Raw genomic sequence first — 20,476 nt, 5'->3', positions numbered from 1 at the left:
TATCAGTGAAGCACGCCTTGTTCAGTTCGACGCACGATACAGACCGTGCGCATCGATGTAGGCCAGGACCGCGTCGGGCACCAGGAAACGTACCGACTTACCGCTGGCCAGCAGTTGACGGATCTGGGTGGCGGAAACCGCGAGCGGTGTCTGCCAGACGAATGCAATCTGTCCGCTCGGCCCTTTCAGGGCCAGCGGGTCGCTCACCGAACGCGCTGCCAGCAGGTTGCGCAAGGCATCCGGCGGTTCGCTGTCGGCGTCCGGGCGCTGTAGCACCAGGATGTGGCAATGCTGGAGCAACTCTTCCCAGCGGTGCCAAGTGGGCAGGCCGCAAAATGCGTCCCAGCCCAAAAGCAGAAAAACCTGGGTCTCGGCGGGCATCTCTGCGCGCAGCGACTCCAGGGTATCGATGGTCCAGGACGGTTTGTCCCGCTGCAATTCGCGGGCGTCCACCACCAGCGGCGGCAATCCGGCCACCGCGCACTCGACCATCGCCAGCCGATCCTGCGCCGACACCTGCGGCGTCCCGCGATGTGGCGGGCGCGCGTTCGGCATCAGGCGCAACTCATCCAGCGCCAGCGCTTCGACAACTTCCAGCGCGCCACGCAAATGGCCGATGTGCACCGGGTCGAACGTACCGCCCAGCACGCCAATGCGTTGCGGGCGCGACTCGCTGCCGGTGTGCGGCGCTGTCAGGTCGAGGTCGGTCAAGTCAGACCGTCGCCTGGCCGCGCAACTGGCCATCACCGACCACGATGTACTTCTCGCAGGTCAGCCCCTCGAGCCCGACCGGGCCGCGGGCGTGCAGCTTATCAGTAGAAATGCCGATCTCGGCACCCAATCCGTATTCAAATCCATCGGCAAAGCAGGTCGGCGTGTTGATCATCACCGAGGCCGAGTCGACTTCCGCCACGAACCGGCGGGTGTCGGCGAGGTTTTCGCTGACGATCGAGTCGGTGTGATGGGAGCCGTAGTGGTTGATGTGTTCGATCGCCTGCTCCAGACCGTCGACCACGCGGATCGACAGAATCGGCGCCAGGTACTCGGTGTGCCAGTCGTCTTCGCTGGCCGCGACCGCTTCGATGATCGCCCGGGTGCGCTCGCAACCGCGCAGCTCGACGCCTTTGTCGCGGAACTGCGTGGCCATCGACGGCAGGAAATCCCTGGCAACAGCTTGATCGACCAGCAGGGTTTCCATCGCGCCGCAGATGCCATAACGGTAGGTCTTGGCGTTGAAAGCGATGCGCTGGGCTTTGGCCAGATCGGCGTGTTCGCTGACGTAAACGTGGCAGATGCCGTCCAGATGCTTGATCACCGGCACGCGGGCATCGCGGCTGATGCGTTCGATCAGGCCACGACCGCCACGGGGCACGATGACGTCGACGTATTCCGGCATGCTGATCAGCGCGCCGACGGCGGCACGGTCAGTGGTTTCGACCACTTGCACCACAGCGGCGGGCAGTTCGGCTTCGGCCAGACCGCGCTGGATGCACGCGGCAATCGCGCGATTGGAATGAATCGCCTCGGAGCCGCCGCGCAGGATGGTCGCGTTGCCGGACTTCAGGCACAGGCTGGCGGCATCGATGGTCACGTTCGGACGGGATTCGTAGATGATTCCGATCACGCCCAGCGGTACACGCATCTTGCCGACCTGAATGCCCGACGGACGGAAGCTCATGTCGCGGATCGCGCCGACCGGATCCGCCAGTGCAGCGACCTGACGCAAGCCGACGATCATGCCGTCGATGCGTGCAGGGGTCAGTTCCAGACGTTCCAGCAGCGCCGGCTCCAGACCGTTGGCGCGACCGGCAGCCAGATCCAGCTCATTGGCAGCGGCCAGCTCGGCGCGCGCAGCGTCCAGAGCATTGGCGGCAGCCTGCAAGGCGCGGTTTTTCTGCGCGGTGCTGGCGCGACCGATGACCTTGGAGGCAGCGCGGGCGGCGCGACCCAATCGGGTCATGTAGTCAAGAACGGACTCAGTCATGGTCTGCTGGGGTCTTGGCAAAGAGGAAAGCGGCAGATTATAGCTGTCGCGTCCCGGGACTAACAGCGGTGACGGGCGGATGGTCGAAATGAGCTGCGTTTGCCCGTCGTTCAGACGTAATTAAGCTCAGCGTTGTTATCATCACGACCTCTTGAGCCTGGATAAACCTTGCCCATCATGACCAACGTGCCCCTTTGCCCCGAGTCCGCGCGCCTGCCCGTGGGCCTGCCGGACAGTTTTTTCGACCGCGACGCCCAGGTTCTGGCGCAGGCGCTGCTCGGCAAAGTCATCCGCCATCGCGTCGGTGATCTGTGGCTGAGTGCGCGAATCATCGAGACTGAAGCCTATTACTTCGCGGAAAAAGGCAGTCATGCCTCGCTCGGTTACACAGAAAAGCGTAAGGCTTTGTTTCTGGATGGCGGCCACATCTATATGTACTACGCCCGCGGCGGTGATTCGCTGAACTTCAGTGCGCAAGGTCCGGGCAATGCCGTGCTGATCAAATCCGCCTATCCGTGGGTCGACGAGGTCAGCGGCCCGGCGAGTCTGGCGCAGATGCTGCTGAACAATCCCGATGCCCAGGGCCGACCGCGGCCGACGCAGAAGCTCTGCGCCGGGCAGACGTTGTTGTGCAAGGCATTGGGCTTAAAAGTACCGATGTGGGACGCCAAGCGTTTCGATCATGAATTGCTGCTGGTCGAAGATACGGGGCCGGCACCCTCGCAGATTATTCAAACCACCCGGCTGGGCATTCCGCTGGGCCGTGATGAACACCTGATGTATCGCTTCGTTGACGCTGCGTATGCGCAATGGTGCACGCGGAACCCGCTGCGACGGGGTCAGGTCGAAGGCCGGGATTATTTCCTTCTGTAAACGCTTACCCCTGTAGGAGCTGCCGCAGGCTGCGATCTTTTGATTCTGCTTTAAAGAAACAAGATCAAAAGATCGCAGCCTGCGGCAGCTCCTACCGGAATCATCAATAGTCTGGAGTTTTTCTGTATGGGCCCATGGCTCGATAGCATCACCGGATGGCTCGGCGCCAATCCGCAGTGGCTGGCCGCAGCGGTGTTCATCGTGGCGTGCGTGGAATGTCTGGCGATCGCCGGGCTGATCGTGCCGGGCACGGTGCTGCTGTTTGCCGTGGCGGTGCTGGCCGGCAGCGGCGCGCTGTCATTGAGCGAAACGCTGCTGCTGGGCTTTCTTGGCGGCATTCTTGGCGACCTGATTTCCTACTTCCTCGGCCGCCATTTCCACCAGAACATCCGCCGCCTCCCCGGGCTACGCCATCATCCGGAATGGATGGCCGGCGCCGAGTCGTACTTCCAGCGCTATGGCATCGCCAGCCTGCTGGTCGGGCGTTTCATCGGCCCGCTGCGGCCGATGCTGCCGATGGTCGCCGGGATGTGCGACATGCCCTTCCCGCGTTTCTTCGCCGTCAGCCTGCTGGCCGCTGCGGGCTGGAGCCTGGCTTATCTATTGCCGGGCTGGGCCACGGGCGCGGCGTTCCGCCTGCCATTGCCTGAAGGTTTCTGGCTCGAAGCCGGAATTGTCGCGGCCAGCATCGCGGTGATGGTCGGCCTGAGCGTCAACAGCAGCGTGCGTCGTCATCGTCGGGCGACGATCTGGATCGGCGGCATGAGCCTGTTGATCCTGATCGGGCTGTTTATCGGCTATCCATACCTCACCGCGCTCGACAACGGTGTGATGACTCTGGTGCAGGAGCATCGCCAGCCAGCGCTGGACGAAATCGCCGTGACGCTGACCCTGATCGGCGAATTCCGCAACATGCTGCTGTTCAGCGCCCTGCTCGTCATATTGCTGTTGCTGTGCAAGCAGTGGCGCCAGGCAGTGTTCGCGGGCGCCACCATGCTGATCACCGCCATGGCCAACACCGGCACCAAGTATTTTTTCGCCCGGGTACGCCCGGAAGTGCTCAGCGATCCACTGACCACCTACAGCATGCCCAGCGGCCACGCTTCTGGCGCGTTCGCTCTGTTCCTGACGCTGGGTGTCCTGGCCGGACGCGGGCAGCCGCCACGCATGCGCCTGACCTGGCTGCTGATTGCCTGCATCCCGGCATTCTCCATTGCTTTGTCGCGGGTCTATCTCGGCGCGCACTGGCCAACCGACATATTGGCCGGTGCAATGCTGGCCAGCTGCGTCTGCGCCGCGATGCTGTGGTCAAACCAGCGGCAGGCGCCGCTCAACGCCATGCCTTTCAAGATCTGGTGGCTGATCCTGCCGTCCATGGTCGCGCTGTTCGGATTCTTCGTTATGCGCCACTTGCCACATACATTGTTGCGTTACGCCTACTAAAACAGGCAATTTACAAGCGACATTTCTTATACGCCGCTCTTTCGGAACATTCCGACAAGAGCGGCGCTTGCAACCTACGCAAACTTCCTCCCTCCCGGTTAACTTTCCTGGTTATAAAACCGACATTTCCGCATTCTCGATCGACGCAAAACTAGCGTTACATATTCAAGTTGAAACATGCCTGCTCAGTGTTTCGCGCTTTTGAAAAACCGTTAGATTGATGGGCCCGACTCGGACATTTGCTGGCTATCCATATTTATTCAAACCACGCATTGAAGTTCTGCCGAGTCATACAACAATCCATTTTTTATCGAGTCTTTCATGAGTCCAAAAATACCCCGCAAGACGTCAGTCACAACGACGCATCAAACTGATGCAAACGTACCAACGCCACATCGACCCATGTTTGATGTCAGCAGCATTGAAATATCGCCAAGAGCCGGCATCCCCGATCTTGCGCTGCACAGTAGCAACTTCGACAGCGCCCTTGCCGATGCAAATCCGCGGTTACCAGCGGTTGAAATCTTTCAGTTACCGGCACACAGCGCCTATCGCTCGGAACATTCCACTTCAATAAACGATTACTGGTTATCGGAGACCTTTGTGCGTGGAATGCAGCCTGCCGACAATGATGGATTTCGCTGGATCGTTGGCAGAAAGTTCGCAGACGTCGAATATCAGGGAGCTGTGCAAACCACGCATGTGGGTGAGGATGAAACCGGCGCATTGCGCAGCAAGTTACTCACCGAGCGCGTTCCCTCCGGACCGCGCCTGTACAAAAACGCAGACAGCCCCACCTGGCGCCTGACCGAACAACCCGCGCCAAAGCGACCGCGCCTCGCCCCCGTGACAACACCCATCAATCAAAGTCGTTACAGCCCATCCTGGCGTTCGCCGGATGCTCAGGGCTATTACGAAATGAATCCGCTATTTGGCTCACGCAAAGACGACATGCTGTTCGCCTTCCGGGATTCATATGGCAATTACATAGCGGTTGATCCTCCAGCGGGTGGATTCGCAGCGTCGCCGCTCCACCTCAAACAGTGGACCGATCATGAGATATGGCAGCTATATGGGCTACAGGGCGAGGACATCGCGCGCTTTCGTGTCCAAGCCCAGGCCACCGGCACGCCGCCACAGTGGGCACACCCCACAACCACGGAAAATCCGCGGACCGATCTGCTGCGCGACTCGTTGCGCTGGCTGCACCCGCAGATGGGCTTTGCCGAGCGCGAAGCCTTTCTGCAATCGTTCAATCTGCTGCCCAGGCAACTGTCGCGTTTGCAGCAGGAAATGGCCAGCCATCTGACGCTCCCGGCGTGGGCACTGGCGCACAAGCGCTTGCTGGAGGACGTCAGCAACCCGCAACGCTTCGACCAGTTTGCCGCCGATGCGCTCGAGCAGCTCAACCTCAAGCGCAATGCCCGCCACGATTGGTACGACGCAGAAAACAGCCTGACCCCCGAGGTGCGCGAAGCGCTGTTGAAACAGCTCGGTTATCTGCGCAACAAGAACAACTGCCTGTACCGCACGGACATTCCGGCGCTGTTTCGCGGTGACGAGCGCACGCCGTTCGAGCTGGCGAACGACGGCACCATGCTGCCGCGCTATCACCACGAACCCGGCGCGACCACACACAAGCCGATCAGCGCGACGTTCAGTCTCCAGGCAGGACAGGGATATGCCCGCGCCCCCGATCCCGAATACCTGCGTTTCAACAGCCAGACCCATAAATACCCGGGACGCGACACGGGCGACAGCGGTTCGGAAAGCGGCGCAAGCGACGCCAGTGATACACCGAGTGACTCCTCGTCAGACTGGTCGGATCCTGACAGCCCTGTGGCATGGGATCACGAACGCGGCTACCGGTCCACGCGCACACGGCAGACGGAAATGTTTCTCTACGCACTCGACACGCGCGATCTGGAGGTCGTCCCCCACGAAGAAAACATGATGTTCAATTCCGCTGCGCGTGACACCCCGCCGACCTGGTTCCCCTCCGACGATTTCGAAGGGCTGATCTCGGTCACGCGCAGCGGAGTTTCAGCCGAGCGTGTCTGGTTACTGAACACAGACCTGACCAAGGGCGCCAGGGTCGAAGACATCAAAGAGCAGGCTGGGGCAAACGCTGATCGCATCGAAGCGGCCACCCATGCCGGGCACTCCAACCGGTTCGAATACGACCAGTTGATCGACCAGGTGGAGGCGGCGGGCCTGCCGATACTCAGGCTCTCAGGCAACAAGGACGAGTTTGCCCATGACATCGCCTGGCCCGAACTTCAAATGCTCAAGTAAAGCCGCCAGGGAAACCGGCTCCTCATGCACACCATTAAAGGATTAATACGTGTCGAAACTCATCGTTCCCGCGGCTCATGTCGCCCACGTGCGCGCGCTTCAAGTTACCCCCATAGACGCCTCGGCCAATGCCCATACGCCGTCCACACCCATGCCCGATCGAGCGGACGTGCCAGGCGAGGTGCCTGACAGCCCCCCATCCCTTCGCCAGACTCTGAAGGCAATCGACAAACACCTGGGCCCACTGCGTATCGGCGAGGTCGTGATCAGTCGGGTCGAGTTGCAAGCGCTGGGGGCGACCGTCGACGGTCAACCTGTCAGTCCGGCGAATGCCAACATGAAGCGCGTGGATCAGGCTTTTCTGGACGGACTCCATTTGGAGTCCGCAAAGGTACAGTCCCGCTTGCAAGCTGTGGACTTTCCCGACAATGACATGGCGGCACTGCTGTTCTATGAGATTGCCTGCAAGCGCTCGGTCGATGCCGGCCCATTGTTCGTCAGTGATACGCCGCTGGTTTCGGGCAGCGCCATGGATCGTCTCAACAAATTGGGCAAGGCTGCGCAAAAGCTGGAAATCCACCGGGCGGACGCGATCGAACACGCGCCCGGCTGGATCAACAAGACCAAAAGCTATTTGATGAGCGGCGCAGGAGTCGGCATGCAAGCCTTCGGCATCTACAGCGGCTACATGGCCCTGACCGATGCGATCAAAAAAGGCGAGGCGCTGGAAATGCTCTACTACGGCGGATCCATCGCCGCAGAACTCGGCTCGCTGATCATCGAGCGGGGTCTGGCCAGAACCGGCCAGGCGATGCTGACTCAGGGCAGCAACGTCCTGAGGGGTTTTGCGCTGACCTCGATCGGCAAATACATGAGCCGTGGCGCGGGAATGTTCGCCAGCGCGATCACCTTGCCGTTCGACATTGTCGACGCGATCAAATCGTTCAACGCCGCCGCCGCGTCATCGGGCAAAGAAGCTCAGGACCATTATTTCAGCGCTGCCCTGAGTGTAGCGGGCGCTGGCATCAGCCTGGTGCTGGGCGTCGCCGCGCTGGCCGGTTTCGGCAGTGTTGCCGGCCCGCTCGGCCTCGCGGCTGCCGCACTGCTCATCTCCGGTTCATTGATCTATCAAGCCGCCAGGGTCGTCGACCAGATCGATGATTACATCGAACTGACAACACTCGAGCGTCTGCGCTCGGGATGGTTCGCTTTTACCGGCAAGGAACTGGACGCCGAAGTGATGGATCGCTTCAAGCTGTCCAGGCTTTCCAGTGACTACGAAAAACAGCTCGAACTGTCGGCCAAAGACATGCTTGCCGGCGCTTACAGCGACTCCATCGCCCAAGTGGTCAATGGCGCGTTTCGCGCCGAATTGCGCCCTGTCGAACTATGGCGTTACCAGTGGGACGAAAGCGTCGGGCAGCTGCCGTTCAGACTCGACAGCCAGGCGGTGATCGTTGGCGGCGACGATATCATCGATGCAAGCCATGGATTACCCGACAACCTCAAGGGCGTTGTCAACGGCAGTGCAGGCGAAGGCAAAGGCGTGTTCTGGCGCCTGGGCGACGGCAATGACCGTGTCACTGGCGTCAAGGCGCAGCCCAACCTGTTTACCTACCGCCAGGGACACAAGGCGCTCAGCGGTGGCGACAAAAACGATGCGTTCTATCAGCAGGTCGCTGACGAGGAACTGGATCGGCTGACCAAACCACCGCACATCAATGTGCTGGATGGCGGCGACGGTAGCGATACGTTTGCGTTTGAAGGCCAGCGGCCGGCCACTGATACACGATACATCGGCCATCGGATTGACCTGCCGAGCGGCAAGGTCACGCTGCGTGGTCTGGACCCGGAAGGCCCAGGCATTGAAGTCGCGCACCTGACATCGTTCGAGAACGTTTCGACGCTGCGCAAAGGCAGCAGCCACGTCATCGGCAGTTCCGAGGCCAACCAGATCTCCGCCCATGGCCATGATCGCGTCAGCGCCGGTGCCGGCAACGACACGATTGCCATCTATGGCCTCGAATGTCACGTGGACGGCGGTAGCGGCGTCGATCGCTATTACATCGCTCACACCAACGCACGCACGACAATTACCGAGGACAGCGCGCATTCGAGCGTGATCGAATTGGGCTGGCCGCACGCGGTGATTCAGCGCTGGCAGATCATCGGCACCTCGCTGGTGATCAATTCCTTGCGCGGCAAGGACGGCGACGACCCAGACCACGTGCTGACCCTGGAAAACGTCTATCGAATGGTCGAAGGCCAGCGTCGGTTGCATAACGATCGATGGCTGTTCCGCACCCAGGATGGCTACGAACTGCTGGCTCAGCTCCCTCAGGAACCAGGTCCAGCGCTGAGTCAGGACATCGATGTCGCCGTGACCGTCATTGGTCAGCCCGCCCCTGCCCCGGCGATCGTCAATGGCGGTACGGTGACGATCGACAATCAGAGCCTGGGCCGACATTTTGTCACCCGTACTCAGCGCGAGGTCGAGTTCGTCATCGCACGCAGCGCCACCAGGCCGCGCAGCGTTTTTCTGGACTACGGCGACGACGAAATCATCGACGTCGAGCTCAGCTATGCCGTCCAGGTGCGCAAAGGCGTTTCGGGCAATACTCACCTGACCTACAAAGACTTCTGCCTGTCGCTGCGGTTGCCGGCAAAAGTGCTGGCATTCAAGGGCGTGATTCAACCGATCGCTGCCGCCACCGGGTACAGCGGGCGCAACAGCCTCAAAGTGACCACGCCGCAATTGGCGCAAGACATCGTTGTGGTCATGCGGGACGGAGTGTCCTATCGCCTGCAACTGCCGCACCTGGACTACGAAGAGGACGCCAACAACCCCGGCGCACGACAGGTCAGCACTCGAAGCTGGCTGAAACGGCGCAACGGCAAATACCCGTTCACCCGGCCCGCCATCAGTGAGAAGCCGCTGCTGACCGATCGACCCAGCAAAATCGTCATCGAATCCCGGGCGCATACCGGCATTTATCTGCTTGAGGGTCATAGCGCGACGTACGACATCTACCTGGCCAGCAACTGCATCGTGCGCCTGGCCACACCTGGGGCTGCGGCAAAAACGGCCAACGCCTCAAGCTGGAATCTGTACACCAGGACAATGGACGAAACCGTCACTCGCGACGAAATCCAATTGCAGGACAACCGCTTGCGCATCGCCAGCGTGACTGTCCAATTGCCGGATATCGGCGATGACACACCGGTGGAATCGGTCAGCGTGGCAACCACCGCCGGCAATCTCTATCAAGTCTCGCTGCTGTTCGAGATGTTGCAGCTGTACGTGATCAATGCCCAAGGCTACGCCAGCGTCGATGCGCTGTTGGCCGAAATCGAGCAACACCGGCAGCGCAACGAGTTGGCAGCGCGGGTCTACGTGACTCACATCGGCTACCAGCCCGACACAGTGGGCACGCTGGTTTACAACTCGGTAAACCGCCACTGGAGCCTGCTGACTGATCGGCAGACACGCGTCAAACGCGAAGACCTGTTCATTCCCGTCAACATCAACTGACCGCGCGCTGCCGGTTTCAACAACGTGCCGGGATGGACCTGAGCTCCATTCCGGCACTTGATCACCTCGGCCAATGACTGGCCGGGTTCACTACATGGAATGACCTTTATGCGCCAGAAACCCGGGACACTTCGCCCATTACCGACACCGGAAACGCCGGGCACCTCGACCTCCCGCCCGATCAGCCTGGATCGTCCCATCGATCTGGATGCACGCTTGCCTGGCCGCGTCAGGCCGGACGGCTCGCTCACATCGCCGGACATTCTTGCCCGCGGTCCTCACGGCAGTCACGCCAGCCCGGAACCCGTGATAACGGTGAGCCGGATCCTTGATGCGCAGAGGCCTACTCAGCGGTCTGCCATGTCGCCGCTGGAGCCTTACCTGCAAGACATCGACGGGACTCTACGCCCGGATGCAGACGGCCTGAAAGAATACAAGGGGCGCAAGTTCGCAGACATCGCCAACGACGACGGATCGGCCGCAGGGCAGACGGTGATAGTGGCGTACCACGATCTGATCAAAGCCTGGCGCGCCAGATTGCCCAGTGAACGGACGCCATCGGGACCGCCTCTTTATCGAGTCGCGGACACTGATTTGTGGAGTTTGAACAAGCCCATCGAAGAGTACCCGCCCGACCGCTACAGCCTGTATGAGTTGGCCAAGCCGCGTTCCGAGCCGGTGCCGAACGAACAAGGTTATTACGCGGTACACGAATGGGCGGAAAATCCCTATGAAGGGCAAGTGAATACACGGCTGAATGTCGGCTTCGCATTCAAGGGCAAATACGGCCGCCTGATCAAGGCAGACCCGAGCGCAGCACGCGCGGATGCCGCCTTGCCGTTGAAGCTGGCGCACTGGACCGATGGCGAACTATGGGATGTGTACAGCCTGCGCGGCGCAGAAACTCTTGCCTTTCGTACCGAGGCCGAGGCCATCGGGGGCCGGCCGGGCTGGGCAAGACGCAGAGATATCAAAAGTCACTACAAATTCCTTCTGGATTCCATGAAATGGTCCCACCCGCAAAAGACTCGCAGTGAGTGCGCCGAGCTTTTGCGCACCTACAATCTCAGCACCGCGCAACAAAAACGCTTGCGTCCGGACATGGAAAACGGCTTTCCCGCATGGGCCGAACAGCACAAAAGCCTGACCCGAAATGTGCAGGATGCCAAACGCTTCGAACAGATTGCCGAAGAGCTTGGCCCCATCAGTCTGAGACTGCGGCAAGAAGGTGAAAGCATCGAGGGTGACTTGCCGCCTGTCCAACAGCGTTACGAAGCAGACTTTCTGCAAAGCTATCTGGAACATGCCGGCTACATGCGCAACAAGCATGATTATCTTTACCGTACGGATATCCCGGCAATGTTCCGCGCCGATTTGCGCACCCCCTTCGAACTGGCGCGGGACAAACGTTTGGTGAAGTTGCGGGGCAACCCTTCCGACTCGACAACCCGGCATGCCTTGAGCTCGACGTTTTCATTGGGCAACGGCATTCAATACCTGCGTTTTGATTACTACTCCAACCCTCGGCACTACAACAGCCAGGCCAATCGCTATCCGGGGCATTTTTCCGACAGTGACTCATCCAGCGGAAATCGACACAGTTCGGGTGAAGAGTCAGACACCTCATTTGAAATGGATAATTCGCGCGATTATCCGTTGCTGCGACGCAAACAGACACATGGTTTCCTGTATGTCATCGACACCCGCGGCATCGAAGTGGTCCCACGGGTGGAAAACCTTTACCTGAACAACAGGGATTTTGATGGCGACAGCCACGAAGGACGTATTTCCATGCCCACGCGGGGCATCAGTGCCGAGCGGATATGGCTGGTGCGCTCGGACCTGAGTCGGGCGGCAAGAGTCGAGGATGTTTTCAGGAAGGCCGGAGGCGATGCCGCGGATATCGAGGAGCACACTTGGGCTGGGGGCAATCACAACAATTCATACGATCAGTTGATCGATCGCGTAGCTGCCTCCAAGGGCCCCATAGTGAGGTTGCCCAAGGGCAGGAAAACATGCTCCAACGATATAGTCTGGCCTGTTGCTGAACATCATCGGCCGTGAAATCCAGACGCCATTCGATAACGAATGGCGTCTGTCCTTCAATTGCGGCGTTGCGCTATTTGAGCACGCTGATCACAAACCGTGCCGGTTTTGGATTGAAGGCGTTATGTCCTGTCCCGTTGGGGTTCGCGTCGAGGAATTTGCTCATGCCATCGCTTACCTGACGATACAGCGGTTTATCTTTCGGCTCGCTGTTCAATTCGATATAAGCCGGGCCGGATGCGATATTGCTTAAAGAAGCCTTGGCCACGCCGTAGGTACTGATTGAATAGAGTTGTGCCGGAGCGCTGGTGCTGACCAGCAAATTGTGTGTCTTGTCTTCGATGAATAATCGCGCACCGTCAAACACGCCCGGATGTATCACTTGGATTGCGTAAAAGTTACCTTCAGGAACAAACCTCAACAGCAATGGAGCATCGTCCTCATTGTCAGCCAGGGTGATAAGGGCGGATGTCCGCGAGTCGGCCAACCCCACTTCAGCATCGAGTTTTTCGCCTTGAGTTATGCGCTTGTGGCGCAGGGTCTGTTGCAGGCGTTGCTGATTAAGAACTACCGGAAGACCGTCCAGATAAAGATTGGCGCTGAAGCTTTCATTGTTTACTTTTGCCAAAGACATAGAACTACCCATTGGTAAACACTCTGCTGTCATGTTCAAGACAGCGACAGAAAAGTTGAAAAAGGAAAAGGATCAGATAGCGACTGTGGCTGTTGCCGACATTCGCAGAACATCGCCATCCGGAATGTTTTCGGCTTTTCGTTTCCGCCGGGCCATTACCATGCGATCCGCATAAATCGCTGCCGCCTCAATGACGTGGCCAGCGTTATGATCAGTACCGGCATGCTTCAAGATATACTTGCCAGCAATATCGTCCCAGAATGCCCGTTCATCTTCATATAAAGTCATGACTTATCCTTGTTGTTTTCAAGTTGTTCGCATCCTGCGAGCAACTTGAAATTAAGACAAAGACAAAAGCGAAACAATACTGGCAGGCAGCTTGAGTTGATTCAAAGTGAAACTAGGCGAACAGTTCGCCCTGCAGTTCATCGAGTAATGCCTGGATCGCATCCAGCCGTTGCTGTGGGTCGTCGAGTTGCAGCAGATCGATCTTGTCCTCTTCGGCAAAAGGCAACAGATAGGCAAGCTGATTGGCCAACGACTGTTGCCCGGCGGCTTCGGTGCCCATGTTCAACGCCTCGACCATCGGGTGTTCGGCCAGCGCCTTGAGCAGCGCGACCAGGTCGGCGTCCTCGTCCTGCAACGGTTGCTCGGGCTCATCGTCCAGCCATTCGACGTCAGCGACAATCAACTGATCGCGCTGCATTTCGGTGCGCAACACCGTGAAACGCCGCCCGCCTTGCACGCGAATGCCGAGCAAGCCGTTGTCCTGTTGCTCGAAATCGGTGATCCGCGCCTCGCAACCGACCATTGCGAAACCTTCTGGTGCCACACCGACTTCGCTGCCCTCAAGGATGCACACCACCCCGAAGCCGACGCCCTGTTTCATGCAGCGGCCGATCATGTCGAGGTAGCGCGCCTCGAAGATCTGCAGATCGAGGTTGCAGCCGGGGAACAGCACCGTGTTCAGCGGAAAAAGCGGCAGACTCATAGACATTTCCTTACACCACCATCGACACCGCCAACGGCAGGAACACCGCCGTGGCCACGCCCATCAAACTCATTGCCAGCGCGGCGAACGCGCCGCACTCGTCGTTTTCCTGCATCGCCACCGCCGTGCCGACCGCATGCGCGGTCATGCCCAGCGCCATGCCGCGCGCTTCGGGGCTGTGCACGCCGAGGCGGGTCAGCAGCGCCGGGCCGAAGATCGCGCCAATCACCCCGGTGATCAGCACGAACACCGCGGCCAGCGCCGCCACGCCGCCGATCTGCTCGGCGACCAGCATGGCGATCGGCGAGGTCACCGATTTCGGCGCCATGGTCATCAGGATCATGTGATCGGCACCGAACCACCAGCCCAGCGCCACGCCCATGCCCGTTGCGACCACCCCGCCTATCACCAGCGTAGTAAAAATCGGCCAGAACAATTGGCGAATGCGCCGCAGATTCAAATACAGCGGCACCGCCAGCGCCACCGTGGCCGGCCCCAGCAGAATGCTGAGGATCTCGGCGCTCTTGCGGTACTCCGCGTAAGTCAGGCCGCAGCCGACCAGCACACCGATCACCAACAACATGGAGACCAGCACCGGTTGCAGAAAGATCCAGCGGGTTTTCTCGAACGCCGCCAGCACCAGTTGATAGGCGCCGAGGGTGATGCCAATGCCGAACAACGGATGATGAATCACCGACGCCCACGCGCCTTGCCAGTCAAACAGCATCAGGACTCCTCCGCCGGCGGCGCGTGACGTTTGACCAGCCGCTGCATGAGCACGCCGGCAAAGGCCATCGACAGGATCAGCGAGACCACCAGCGCGCCGACAATCGCCCAGAAATCCGCAGCAATCGCCGTGGCATACACCATCACGCCCACCGCCGGCGGCACCAGCAGCAACGGCAGATAACGCAGCAGACTGCCCGCTGCCTGATTCAACGGCTCGCCGACTTCACCGCGAATGATCAGGAACACCAGCAACAGCAGCAGCCCGATGATCGGCCCCGGCAATATCGGCAACAGCAAGTGATTGAGCGCGGTGCCAAGCAATTGGAACAGCACCAGCAGGGTCAGGCCACGTAACAACATCCGACATCTCCGTCTTACATTTTCAGCCAGCAGGGGCTCGGCATTATAAGCATGCCGGCGCTATGGACCGGCATTCGCCAAAAGCATGGTCGGTTGACCTGAGCAAATCGCCATGATGATCTACAGTGGTTCGCAGGCCGGTCAAATCCGCCCCCTGAAAAACTATAAAACCGATGAACCCAAGGAGAGTCTCAATGCCCTATGTTCCCGTTGCAGAGCTCAAAGATTATGTCGGCAAGGAACTTGGACGTTCCGAATGGCTCACCATCGATCAGGAGCGCATCAACCTGTTCGCCGAAGCCACCGGTGATTTTCAGTTCATTCACGTCGATCCGGTCAAAGCCGCGCAAACGCCGTTTGGCAGCACGATTGCCCATGGTTTCCTGTCGCTGTCGCTGATGCCGAAACTGATGGAAGACATCCTCGTGCTGCCCGAAGGCGTGAAGATGGTCGTCAACTATGGCCTGGACAGCGTGCGTTTCATCCAGCCGGTCAAGGTCAACTCGAAAGTCCGACTGAAGGTCGACATGGTCGAAGTCACCGAGAAAAAACCCGGCCAGTGGTTGCTCAAGGCTACCGCGACACTGGAGATAGAAGGCTCGGACAAACCGGCCTACATCGCCGAGCCGCTGTCACTCTGCTTCGTCTGATCATCCCGGATGCGAAGCAGCGCACGCTGTTTCGCGTCACGTCTGTATATATGCGACGCATAGCTGCGGCATACTCGGTCGCCTAATTGCCCGGATCCCGCTATGCGCTCAATCGCTCGACTTGCACCCCTTGCCCTGACCCTGATGCTCACCGCTTGCGGCGACGGCGAATCGCTGTTGCCGCCGGATGCGCGCCTGCCCGATGGCGGACGCTATCGCGGTGAACTGGTCGACGGCTTGCTGCAAGGTCAGGGCCGCGTCGACTACCCCAACGGCAGCTGGTACGCCGGAGAGTTCGACAAGGGTCAGTGGCACGGGCAGGGCGAATGGCATGGCAGCAACGGTGAGGTCTATCGCGGCCAGTTTCAGCAAGGTCTGTTCGATGGTCAGGGCAGCCTGAGCACCAACGCCAGCAGTTACACCGGTGGCTTCAAGCAGGGCCGGCGCGATGGCGAAGGTACGCTGAAAGAAAACGGCATGACCTATCGCGGCGAGTTCAAGGCTGACCAGTATTCCGGCCTCGGCCGTCTGGAAATGGACGACGGCAGCTCCTATCAAGGCCAGTTCGCCCACGGCAAACCCAACGGCGAAGGCCAGCGCGGCGATGCCAGCGGCAATTCGTTCAGCGGGCATTTCGTCAACGGTCAACTGGAAGGCAACGGCACCTACAACAGCGCCGACGGCGATATCTACGTCGGCGGCTTCAAGAACAATCAACTGCACGGCAAGGGCCGCTACGAGAACGCCGACGGCGACGTCTGGCTCGGCCAGTTCAAGGAAGGCGCGCTGACCGGCAAGGGCGAATTGATCGGCGCGGATGGCAGCCATTACATCGGTGTGTTCAATGACTGGCGTTTTACCGGCCAGGGCCGTTTGAACCTGGCCGATGGCAGCTTCTACATCGGCGGCTTCGACAACGACAGCTATTCGGGACGCGGTACTTTGGTGCTGACCGATGGCAGCGTGCTCAGCGGCACCTGGATCAACGGCCAACGCGTGCGCGACGCCGACGGCAAATTGCTCCCCGACACCCTCGAACTCGGTTTGCTCGCCCAGGGTCGGTTGCTGGACGACGCACTGGCGGCGATTCCCGCTTCGACTCCGGCAGTCGAGTTGTACACCCTGACCCTCGGTGGCGACGGCAAGCAAAGCGTGTTCCTGCGTGAATCCGACTACGTCGCCAACATGCTCAACACGCGCTTCGGCGCTTTCGGCCAGATTCGTCTGGTCAATCATCGCGATCATCTCGGCGACCGGCCGATGGCCACCCGGGAAAACCTGCGCCGCGCCGCGCAAGCCCTTGCCGAACGCAGCGGGCCGGAAGATCTGCTGTTCATTTATCTGACCAGCCACGGCACCGCCGAGCACGAACTGGTGCTCGATCAGCCGCGCATGGAACTGGCCGATCTGCCCGCCGATGAGCTCGCCGCGGTGCTCGCGCCGCTGAAGCATCGCGACAAGGTCATCGTGATTTCTTCGTGCTATTCCGGCGGTTTCATCCCGGCGCTGAAAGACGAACGCACGCTGATCATGACTGCCTCGCGCGCCGATCGGGTGTCGTTCGGTTGCTCGGAAGAAGCCAACTTCACTTATTTCGGCGAGGCGCTGTTCGCCCAGGCGCTGAACCAGACTGACGACCTTGAGCAGGCATTCAAACTGGCCAAGGCCACCGTTGCCGAACGCGAGCTGGCCGACGGCTTCGAAGCCTCGGAGCCGCAGATCTGGGCGCCGAAAACCGTGCTGTCGCACTGGCAACTGCTGCGTAAACAGCAGGCGCGCAAAGCTTTGCACAGCAGCGCATTGAACGACGCGGCGAAAAAAGGCAACTAAGCTGAACAGTATCAAGGGAGAGACACTATGTACTTGACGCCTCAGCACGTATTGCTTGCCGGAGCCACCGGACTGACCGGTGAACATCTGCTCGACCGTTTGCTCAACGAGCCAACCATTACCCGTGTCCTCGCCCCTTCGCGCCGGCCGCTGGCCGAGCATCCGCATCTGGAAAACCCGGTCGGTGACCCGCAGGCGTTTCTGCCGCAGCTCAGTGGCCGGGTCGATATCGCCTACTGCTGCCTCGGCACCACGATCAAGCAGGCCGGCTCCGAAGAAGCCTTTCGCGCAGTGGATCTGGACATGGTCGTGGCGTTCGCCAAGCGCGCCCGGGAGATGGGCGCGCGGCACCTGATCGTGATCAGCGCAATCGGCGCCGATCCGAATTCCTCGGTGTTCTACAACCGGGTCAAGGGTGAAATGGAACAGGCCCTGCGCGCGCAGAACTGGCCGCAACTGACCATTTGCCGACCTTCGCTGTTACTCGGCGAACGCACCGAACCGCGTCTGGTCGAGCAACTCGCCGGGCCGTTGTCAAAGCTGATTCCGGGCAAATACCACGGCATCGAAGCGTGCCAGTTGGCGCGAGCGATGTGGCGCCTGGCGTTGGAAGAACAGGATGGGGTGCGGGTGATCGAGTCGGATGAGCTGCGCAAGCTCGGCAAATAATCCATCCGCCCATGATGATCGTTCCCACGCTCTGCGTGGGAATGCAGCCATGGACGCTCTGCGTCCTGAAGAGCGTGACGCGGAGCGTCACAGGATGCGTTACCACGCAGAGCGTGGGAACGATCAGTCGCTACAATCCACAGAGGTTGTGCGCCCCCCCCCTACAATCCACCAGTCGCTTGAAAGCCTACGCCAATCACGGTGAGCAACGACAACGGCAACAACAGCGTGTCGAGCAACGCGCTGGCAGGCAGGTCCACTCCCGGATAGCTCGGCGCCTCGGCACCGAACCGGTCCATGGCGCAGCAGCCGCCGTTCAACGCATACAAATCCAGGCGCGTCCCGGCATACACCACCGGTGCGCCGGGTTTGGCTGCATCCAGCGTGCGCACGGTAGCGCATCCAGCCAATTGCAGCGCCAGCACAAGCACCAGCAGCTTATTCATCGCTGCTCAGGTGATGCTCGCCCCAGCGCGGCAGCATGTCCTGCGGGATGCCGAGCAGATTGAGAATCCGCGCCACAACGAAGTCGATCAGATCATCGATAGTCTGCGGCTGGTGATAGAAGCCCGGCGAGGCCGGCAGAATCGTCACGCCCAGATTCGACAGCTTGAGCATGTGCTCCAGATGAATGCTCGAGTACGGCGCCTCACGCGGCACCAGAATCAACTGACGGCGCTCTTTCAGGGTGACGTCCGCCGCGCGTTCGATCAGGTTGTTGCAGGCGCCGGTGGCAATCGCCGACAGCGTGCCGGTCGAGCACGGCACCACCACCATGGCTGCCGGCGCGCCGGAGCCGGAGGCTACCGGCGACATCCAGTCTTCCTTGCCATACACGCGAATCTGCCCGGCAGCCGCGCCGGTATATTCGGTCAGAAAGGCCTGCATCATCTGCGGCTTGTTCGGCAGGGACACGTCGGTCTCGGTGGCCATTACCAGTTGCGCAGCCTTGGAGATCAGGAAGTGCACTTCGCGATCCTCGCGCACCAGGCAATCGAGCAGGCGCAAACCGTACTGCGCGCCGGAGGCGCCGGTCATCGCCAGGGTGATGCGTTCCGGGCCGCCGGCCTGGGAAAAACTGTTCATTGCAGTGCCTCGGCGAGCTTGCCGTGCAGGCCGCCGAAGCCGCCGTTGCTCATGATCACCACGTGAGTGCCGGGCTGCGCCTGGCTCTTCACGCGTTCGATGATGCCTTCCAGGGAATCGCTGACGATTGACGGCACGGTGCACAGGGCAGCGGTCGCGCCAAGGTCCCAGCCGAGGTTGGCCGGGGCATACCAGATCACTTGATCGGCATCGACCACGCTGTCCGGCAGACCGTCACGGTGGGCGCCGAGCTTCATCGAATTGGAGCGCGGCTCGATGATCGCAATCAGCGGCGCGTCGCCGATGCGCTTGCGCAGGCCGTCGAGGGTGGTAGCGATGGCGGTCGGGTGATGGGCAAAGTCGTCGTAAATGGTGATGCCGCGCACCTCGGCGACTTTCTCCATGCGTCGTTTGACGTTCTTGAACGCGCTCAACCCGGCGATGCCCATGGACGGCACCACGCCAACGTGACGCGCTGCGGCCAGAGCAGCCAAGGCGTTGGCGACGTTGTGTTGACCGGTCAATTCCCACTCGACGGTGCCCTGGGACACGCCTTCGAACATCACTTCGAACGCCGAGCCGTCCTCGCTGAGCAGCTTGACCTGCCACTGACCGCCGGCGCCGGTGGTTTGCACCGGGGTCCAGCAACCCATCTCGATCACGCGCTGCAACGCTGGCTCGGTGGTCGGGTGGATGACCAGACCTTCGCTCGGAATGGTGCGCACCAAGTGGTGGAACTGACGTTCGATCGCTGGCAGATCGGGGAAGATGTCGGCGTGATCGAATTCAAGGTTGTTAAGGATGGCTGTGCGTGGACGGTAGTGGACGAATTTCGAGCGCTTGTCGAAGAAGGCGCTGTCGTATTCGTCAGCCTCGATCACAAAAAACGGCGTGCCGCCCAGACGCGCCGACACCGAGAAATTCTGCGGCACGCCGCCGATGAGGAAACCCGGGCTCATGCCGGCATGCTCCAGCACCCAGGCGAGCATGCTGCTGGTGGTGGTCTTGCCGTGCGTACCGGCCACGGCCAGCACCCAGCGCCCTTGCAGCACGTGATCGGCCAGCCACTGCGGGCCGGAGACGTATGGCAGGCCTTTGTTCAGCACATATTCCACCGCCGGGTTGCCACGGGACATGGCATTACCGATCACCACCAGATCCGGCGCCGGATCGAGCTGTGCCGGGTCATAACCCTGCGTCAGCTGAATGCCCTGGGCCTCGAGCTGCGTGCTCATCGGCGGATAGACGTTGGCGTCGGAGCCGGTGACGTGATGGCCCAGCTCTTTGGCCAACACCGCCATCGAGCCCATGAAAGTCCCGCAGATACCCAGAATATGAATGTGCATAGTCGACC

The 20,476-nt window shown here is 60.4% G+C and carries 18 protein-coding genes; 8 read left to right on the top strand and 10 right to left on the bottom strand.

Annotated features, from left to right (window positions below; translation table 11 throughout):
* Positions 1-21 precede the first annotated feature (21 nt).
* Together nadD and JWU58_RS04210 are read right to left on the bottom strand one after the other, a co-directional pair.
* The gene (nadD, locus tag JWU58_RS04215) at positions 22-744 is read right to left on the bottom strand and encodes a nicotinate-nucleotide adenylyltransferase (RefSeq protein WP_024014451.1); all 723 of its coding nucleotides are present in this window, start codon (positions 742-744) and stop codon (positions 22-24) included.
* Positions 713-1,984, bottom strand: coding sequence for a glutamate-5-semialdehyde dehydrogenase (locus tag JWU58_RS04210; protein WP_206421514.1), 1,272 nt, complete (start codon positions 1,982-1,984; stop codon positions 713-715). The genes nadD and JWU58_RS04210 overlap by 32 nt, the downstream gene beginning before the upstream one ends.
* 177 nt (positions 1,985-2,161) lie before the next feature.
* Between JWU58_RS04210 and JWU58_RS04205 the strand changes: the two genes are divergently transcribed.
* The 5 genes from JWU58_RS04205 to JWU58_RS04185 all read left to right on the top strand — a co-directional run bounded on the left by JWU58_RS04205 (position 2,162) and on the right by JWU58_RS04185 (position 12,191).
* Positions 2,162-2,857: a DNA-3-methyladenine glycosylase gene (locus tag JWU58_RS04205; protein ID WP_024014453.1), complete on the top strand. Its 696-nt coding sequence runs from the start codon at positions 2,162-2,164 to the stop codon at positions 2,855-2,857.
* A 126-nt stretch (positions 2,858-2,983) separates the two neighbouring features.
* Positions 2,984-4,300 (top strand): bifunctional DedA family/phosphatase PAP2 family protein, encoded by a 1,317-nt coding sequence (locus tag JWU58_RS04200; RefSeq protein WP_016773020.1) that lies wholly within the window; start codon positions 2,984-2,986, stop codon positions 4,298-4,300.
* Positions 4,301-4,702: 402 nt separating this feature from the next.
* Positions 4,703-6,595, top strand: coding sequence for a hypothetical protein (locus JWU58_RS04195; protein ID WP_241196148.1), 1,893 nt, complete (start codon positions 4,703-4,705; stop codon positions 6,593-6,595).
* A 181-nt stretch (positions 6,596-6,776) separates the two neighbouring features.
* Entirely contained in the window at positions 6,777-10,127 is a 3,351-nt protein-coding gene (locus JWU58_RS04190) for a calcium-binding protein (protein ID WP_241196147.1), read from the top strand.
* Between the two features lie 108 nt (positions 10,128-10,235).
* Positions 10,236-12,191, top strand: coding sequence for a hypothetical protein (locus JWU58_RS04185; protein ID WP_206421511.1), 1,956 nt, complete (start codon positions 10,236-10,238; stop codon positions 12,189-12,191).
* A gap of 55 nt (positions 12,192-12,246) precedes the next feature.
* On the opposite strand, the gene JWU58_RS04180 is transcribed toward JWU58_RS04185, so the two are convergent.
* The 5 genes from JWU58_RS04180 to JWU58_RS04160 form a co-directional block, all read right to left on the bottom strand.
* On the bottom strand, positions 12,247-12,807 hold the full coding sequence (locus JWU58_RS04180; RefSeq protein WP_206421510.1) for a hypothetical protein: 561 nt from the start codon (positions 12,805-12,807) through the stop codon (positions 12,247-12,249).
* 72 nt (positions 12,808-12,879) lie between these two features.
* Positions 12,880-13,095 carry a hypothetical protein gene (locus JWU58_RS04175; RefSeq protein WP_206421509.1) on the bottom strand — a complete coding sequence of 72 codons (216 nt, stop codon included), beginning with the start codon at positions 13,093-13,095 and terminating at the stop codon, positions 12,880-12,882.
* A gap of 112 nt (positions 13,096-13,207) precedes the next feature.
* Entirely contained in the window at positions 13,208-13,798 is a 591-nt protein-coding gene (locus tag JWU58_RS04170) for an LON peptidase substrate-binding domain-containing protein (protein ID WP_110602915.1), read from the bottom strand.
* A 10-nt stretch (positions 13,799-13,808) separates the two neighbouring features.
* Complete coding sequence (locus JWU58_RS04165; RefSeq protein WP_206421508.1) at positions 13,809-14,525, bottom strand: LrgB family protein; 717 nt, start codon at positions 14,523-14,525, stop codon at positions 13,809-13,811.
* Positions 14,525-14,887, bottom strand: coding sequence for a CidA/LrgA family protein (locus tag JWU58_RS04160; protein WP_016773012.1), 363 nt, complete (start codon positions 14,885-14,887; stop codon positions 14,525-14,527). Before JWU58_RS04160 ends, JWU58_RS04165 begins: the two co-directional genes overlap by 1 nt.
* 194 nt (positions 14,888-15,081) lie before the next feature.
* Here JWU58_RS04160 and JWU58_RS04155 point away from each other — a divergent pair, with 194 nt between their 5' ends.
* The 3 genes from JWU58_RS04155 (at position 15,082) to JWU58_RS04145 (ending at position 18,036) form a co-directional block, all read left to right on the top strand.
* Complete coding sequence (locus tag JWU58_RS04155) at positions 15,082-15,537, top strand: MaoC family dehydratase (protein WP_016773011.1); 456 nt, start codon at positions 15,082-15,084, stop codon at positions 15,535-15,537.
* Positions 15,538-15,639: 102 nt separating this feature from the next.
* Positions 15,640-17,367 carry a C13 family peptidase gene (locus JWU58_RS04150; RefSeq protein WP_024014460.1) on the top strand — a complete coding sequence of 576 codons (1,728 nt, stop codon included), beginning with the start codon at positions 15,640-15,642 and terminating at the stop codon, positions 17,365-17,367.
* Positions 17,368-17,394: 27 nt separating this feature from the next.
* Positions 17,395-18,036, top strand: coding sequence for an oxidoreductase (locus tag JWU58_RS04145; RefSeq protein WP_016773010.1), 642 nt, complete (start codon positions 17,395-17,397; stop codon positions 18,034-18,036).
* 161 nt (positions 18,037-18,197) lie between these two features.
* Here the strand turns inward: JWU58_RS04145 and JWU58_RS04140 are convergent, their stop codons facing one another.
* Genes JWU58_RS04140 through mpl form a run of 3 tightly spaced genes read right to left on the bottom strand, consistent with a single transcriptional unit; the run spans position 18,198 to position 20,468 of the window.
* Positions 18,198-18,482: a YceK/YidQ family lipoprotein gene (locus JWU58_RS04140; protein WP_024014461.1), complete on the bottom strand. Its 285-nt coding sequence runs from the start codon at positions 18,480-18,482 to the stop codon at positions 18,198-18,200.
* Entirely contained in the window at positions 18,475-19,122 is a 648-nt protein-coding gene (gene ubiX / locus JWU58_RS04135; RefSeq protein WP_071173708.1) for a flavin prenyltransferase UbiX, read from the bottom strand. Before ubiX ends, JWU58_RS04140 begins: the two co-directional genes overlap by 8 nt.
* The gene (mpl, locus tag JWU58_RS04130) at positions 19,119-20,468 is read right to left on the bottom strand and encodes a UDP-N-acetylmuramate:L-alanyl-gamma-D-glutamyl-meso-diaminopimelate ligase (RefSeq protein ID WP_016773007.1); all 1,350 of its coding nucleotides are present in this window, start codon (positions 20,466-20,468) and stop codon (positions 19,119-19,121) included. Before mpl ends, ubiX begins: the two co-directional genes overlap by 4 nt.
* Between the last annotated feature and the right edge of the window lie 8 nt (positions 20,469-20,476).

The organism is Pseudomonas atacamensis (assembly GCF_017167965.1).
Taxonomy (GTDB): Bacteria; Pseudomonadota; Gammaproteobacteria; order Pseudomonadales; family Pseudomonadaceae; genus Aquipseudomonas; species Aquipseudomonas atacamensis.
The sequence above is the reverse complement of the archived record's forward strand: the minus strand, read 5'-3'. Positions and strand labels throughout refer to the sequence as shown.

Excerpts from the sequence above, each read along its gene's own strand:
- JWU58_RS04150 (WP_024014460.1), top strand. The coding sequence starts at position 15,640 with ATGCGCTCAATCGCTCGACTTGCACCCCTTGCCCTGACCCTGATGCTC.
- JWU58_RS04170 (WP_110602915.1), bottom strand. The coding sequence starts at position 13,798 with ATGAGTCTGCCGCTTTTTCCGCTGAACACGGTGCTGTTCCCCGGCTGC.
- ubiX (WP_071173708.1), bottom strand. The coding sequence starts at position 19,122 with ATGAACAGTTTTTCCCAGGCCGGCGGCCCGGAACGCATCACCCTGGCG.
- JWU58_RS04145 (WP_016773010.1), top strand. The coding sequence starts at position 17,395 with ATGTACTTGACGCCTCAGCACGTATTGCTTGCCGGAGCCACCGGACTG.
- JWU58_RS04205 (WP_024014453.1), top strand. The coding sequence starts at position 2,162 with ATGACCAACGTGCCCCTTTGCCCCGAGTCCGCGCGCCTGCCCGTGGGC.
- JWU58_RS04175 (WP_206421509.1), bottom strand. The coding sequence starts at position 13,095 with ATGACTTTATATGAAGATGAACGGGCATTCTGGGACGATATTGCTGGC.
- JWU58_RS04165 (WP_206421508.1), bottom strand. The coding sequence starts at position 14,525 with ATGCTGTTTGACTGGCAAGGCGCGTGGGCGTCGGTGATTCATCATCCG.
- JWU58_RS04210 (WP_206421514.1), bottom strand. The coding sequence starts at position 1,984 with ATGACTGAGTCCGTTCTTGACTACATGACCCGATTGGGTCGCGCCGCC.
- nadD (WP_024014451.1), bottom strand. The coding sequence starts at position 744 with ATGGCCAGTTGCGCGGCCAGGCGACGGTCTGACTTGACCGACCTCGAC.
- JWU58_RS04160 (WP_016773012.1), bottom strand. The coding sequence starts at position 14,887 with ATGTTGTTACGTGGCCTGACCCTGCTGGTGCTGTTCCAATTGCTTGGC.
- mpl (WP_016773007.1), bottom strand. The coding sequence starts at position 20,468 with ATGCACATTCATATTCTGGGTATCTGCGGGACTTTCATGGGCTCGATG.
- JWU58_RS04195 (WP_241196148.1), top strand. The coding sequence starts at position 4,703 with ATGTTTGATGTCAGCAGCATTGAAATATCGCCAAGAGCCGGCATCCCC.
- JWU58_RS04155 (WP_016773011.1), top strand. The coding sequence starts at position 15,082 with ATGCCCTATGTTCCCGTTGCAGAGCTCAAAGATTATGTCGGCAAGGAA.
- JWU58_RS04140 (WP_024014461.1), bottom strand. The coding sequence starts at position 18,482 with ATGAATAAGCTGCTGGTGCTTGTGCTGGCGCTGCAATTGGCTGGATGC.
- JWU58_RS04185 (WP_206421511.1), top strand. The coding sequence starts at position 10,236 with ATGCGCCAGAAACCCGGGACACTTCGCCCATTACCGACACCGGAAACG.
- JWU58_RS04200 (WP_016773020.1), top strand. The coding sequence starts at position 2,984 with ATGGGCCCATGGCTCGATAGCATCACCGGATGGCTCGGCGCCAATCCG.
- JWU58_RS04180 (WP_206421510.1), bottom strand. The coding sequence starts at position 12,807 with ATGTCTTTGGCAAAAGTAAACAATGAAAGCTTCAGCGCCAATCTTTAT.